This is a genomic window from Brenneria izbisi (assembly GCF_025840185.1).
Classification (GTDB): domain Bacteria; phylum Pseudomonadota; class Gammaproteobacteria; order Enterobacterales; family Enterobacteriaceae; genus Brenneria; species Brenneria izbisi.
Window position 1 is genome coordinate 1 of the sequence record NZ_JAMPJU010000029.1, and the last position, 3,586, is coordinate 3,586.

A 3,586-nucleotide genomic window follows, 5' to 3' on the forward strand; every position below is an offset into this window, starting at 1 on the left:
TTTATTATTGAGTTCGGTGACCGCCTGAGCGCTCACCTTTAATACGATGGCAGTTACACAGAATTACGGACAGGCTCGACCATCCAGTTATCGTATTAATAAATAATTTTATTACCTATTAATCGTAATCCGTAATAAATCGCTGACAATCCAGTATGATTTACCCGTAACTTCTCAATTAGTTAGTTATTAGTTTTACATTTACAGGTTTTATATTCAACATCCAAAATGGCAGAAACACTTTTAGATGAATACCCTAATGGTTTTAACTTTGAATATAACGATCTTAATTTCCTGATGTCTTTAACCTTCCTCATTTTCCTGATTGATTTTATTGCATCCTTTTTATCAATGCCAGCAACAAACTGATTAGCTTGTTTTATATACTCAGCATGAGTCTTATCACCTTGCTGCTTTAATGTATTTACTAATCCCCTAATCTTAAAATACAATGTGAGAACATCGATAACATTTTCTCTTTCAATCACTTTTTTCTTCAAATTAAAAAGACACATCCTTATATTATGTTTTCTTTTTTGTGTTGGTCTAATCTCTTTGATTACTTTTACACCATGTACGATTTTGGACTGACCATTCCTCAAAACCCTTGATTTCTTCCTATTTAATCTAACCCCACTTTTGAGCGCCATGGACGAAATCATTGTTTTTATTTTTGAAATATCTTCATTATTAACTTCTGATTCGAAACTAATAGTTATGTCATCGACATATCTCGTGTACTTTCCACCTAATCTTCCGACTTCCTCACTTATAAGAGCCTCTTCTTCTAAAAATATTAAGTTGGCAATATCAGTACTTAACTTAGTTCCTTGAACAAGTGAGCCTTCAAGTGTTGATAGTTTGGCTATTAATGATGAAACTTCAGGGGAGAAGTTCATGTAATATTGAAATGCTTTAGCTATCAGGTCTTCTTTTATAGAAGGAAAGAAATCCTTCATATCTTCTTGAATGATAATTGATTTATTACGATGAGATATACAATCATCTATATAGCTGACTCCTTTCCTACCGCCAGTAATATACTCAGGCAGTGTTATCTTTGAAAAAATACGCTGTTTAATAAGCTTATGTATTTTTAATAATTCACCAACCACTTTATACGTCGTTCTTGTTTTTCCTTTTCTTATTACGGTTACCGTTTTGAAATAACTCTTTTTGTTTTTTAGAAGATAAGAGAGCCTCTCTTCATTTGTTTCCAGAATTTTGAATAGAGACTCTAAATTAGCAAGTGGTCTGTTTGAATAACTCCATTTTTTATGCATTAACTAATGTATCCATTATAGTTTTTTTGAGCATATGATTGATATCAGAAAAATCATTATTTGTCTCTTCATTTTCAGAAAGAAGGATGATGATATTTAGAGGAATATGTAGCGCTAATGATATTTTTTCTAACGCTGTAATAGTAGGATCTCTTTGATTGTTCTCTATACGAGATAGATAAGATTTCGTTAAATCCGTTCTATCTGATAGTTCTTGTAAGGTGAGCTTACGTGCTTCACGGCATAGTTTAATGGTTGAACCAATATCTAACATAGTGCACCTCAGATAATGGGATTGACATGGCTGGCTGCTCGTTCAAAAAATGAAGATGGATACATAACAAATCCCCTTAGTAGGTAGATATCAATGAAAATCAGAATCACCGCTCAGAAGTTTAATTAAAGCAAAGATCTTCGCGATATAAGAAAGATAATCTAAGGCTGTGTGGCCTTTAGAATTCTCTTCGATTCTTTTTTCAAGGGTCAGAATCGCATCATCCAGTTCTTTCAAAGAGCTATTGTCTACAGTGTGTTTGCTCTTTTCACGCACTTGGCGCAAAGTGTCTAAAACATCTTTCATAAAAACCTCTCATTTTAACAACACGATGCAACTTGCATCCCCCGCCAAAATGTCCTGTGGATCGTGTTGCACACCGTAGACAAAGCCAGCCAACACCCATCCAACACAACTGATTGGATACCCCGCCATTTCAGCATTAAACAATGCCGTATCGTAGATATACGATTGCAATATACATTTCGCATAAGGTCACGATCACAATGAAGAGGGACATGGGCCACGTCTCGCATTGGAGAAATGGTTGACTGAAAATTTCACTCAGTCCTTTACCGATCCTAGAGGTTTTTAAAGAGCAAAGACAAACGAGTTCGTTCGTCCATGATTTAAAGATAGCTCAATGTTGACTGTGAGGCAACTTCATTTGATATTCTATTTTCATATAAAAAATACAATTTTTATTCATTATTTGCATTGTTATATATTCTGAATTACCACTATCCATGCAGGTTGTATCCAACATAAAAATACTATTATTATTTTTTTATGATAGGATGATAGTCACCAACATGATTCTTATTTTACAACATTGAGATTAATTTATGGATCTTTCCCCTGTATTTCTAATCGTTGTAATAATTTTAGTTATGCCATTATTTGTATATTTAGCAGTTAAGCAGCATAAAATATCGAAAGAAGTTTATGCACTACTTGCCGAAGATGGATATGATATTATATTTTCTGGAGAGGGCAACACTTACATAGCATTTAATATTAAAAAGGCATCTTTTCGCGCCGGGAGTTTAATCGATCATAGGTACTTCCAAGAATCAATATCATATATACATAATTATGAATGGAAATGGAAAGAACTTGATGGAAAAAAGATTGAGAACACTTTTTACATCTACATATCAAACATCGAGTTCCCTGTGCATAAAATATACTATCAACGAAAGGAAGATAATGCTGAAATTGAATGGGCAAAACTTCAAGCTGTTTTCCATCAATCATATGAACTGCAGAGCACAAAAATGAAAGAAAATTCTGAAATATATTTTGATTTCTTTATATCTCATGCTAGTGAAGATAAAGATAATTTCGTTAGACCATTGGTAAATGAATTATCGCAACTTGGTATTAACGTTTGGTTCGATGAACAAACATTGGAAATTGGTGATAGCTTAAGAAGGAATATAGATACGGGCTTGAAAAAAGCATCTTATGGAATTGTCGTGCTGTCTCATGCTTTTTTTAGTAAAAAATGGACTCAGTATGAGTTAGATAGCTTGATTAACCGAGCAGTAAATGACGAAAATAAAGTTCTGCTACCAATCTGGCATAATATTGATGCAACAGAGGTTGCAGAGTATAGCCATTACTTAGCAGATAAACTTGCTTTACAAACAACGATACATAGTATTGATGAAATAGCAAAAGAACTATCTAAAATTGCATACAAAAGTAGAAGCATCGCAACGTCATAAAATAATTTAATAGGCAAAACAAACTTAGATGCAAGACTTGTTTTGCCTCAAAACTTTCCAGTATTGCATCCTTCTTCTGAATACAACATTATCAGAGAAAATCGCCTTACTACTATAACACCCACAATAGAAATGATCGGCAAGCTTATAGCAGCCCAGCCATTGCGGGTTTTAACAAGAGTCATAACAATATCAGAAATTATCATTCATGCCCTGTCATTGTGTAGTCCCCCCTGAATTTAGTCTTACCGCTTAATAGAGTTCTCTGGTTAAAATACAACCAACGGAGGCTCATCATG

Annotated in this window: 4 protein-coding genes; 1 reads left to right on the top strand and 3 read right to left on the bottom strand. The window is 33.8% G+C overall.

Features of this window, described 5'->3' with window-relative positions; all coding sequences use genetic code 11:
• Positions 1–182 precede the first annotated feature (182 nt).
• From NC856_RS17545 to NC856_RS17555, 3 genes are all read right to left on the bottom strand, one after another.
• Positions 183–1,283 carry a reverse transcriptase family protein gene (locus NC856_RS17545; RefSeq protein ID WP_264091688.1) on the bottom strand — a complete coding sequence of 367 codons (1,101 nt, stop codon included), beginning with the start codon at positions 1,281–1,283 and terminating at the stop codon, positions 183–185.
• A complete protein-coding gene (locus NC856_RS17550) occupies positions 1,276–1,557 on the bottom strand; it encodes a helix-turn-helix domain-containing protein (RefSeq protein WP_079919761.1) in 282 nt (93 codons plus the stop codon). The genes NC856_RS17545 and NC856_RS17550 overlap by 8 nt, the downstream gene beginning before the upstream one ends.
• 90 nt (positions 1,558–1,647) lie before the next feature.
• Positions 1,648–1,863: a hypothetical protein gene (locus NC856_RS17555; RefSeq protein WP_000655890.1), complete on the bottom strand. Its 216-nt coding sequence runs from the start codon at positions 1,861–1,863 to the stop codon at positions 1,648–1,650.
• 539 nt (positions 1,864–2,402) lie between these two features.
• On the opposite strand from NC856_RS17555, the gene NC856_RS17560 reads away from it, so the two are divergent.
• On the top strand, positions 2,403–3,287 hold the full coding sequence (locus NC856_RS17560; protein ID WP_264091689.1) for a toll/interleukin-1 receptor domain-containing protein: 885 nt from the start codon (positions 2,403–2,405) through the stop codon (positions 3,285–3,287).
• Positions 3,288–3,586: the final 299 nt, after the last annotated feature.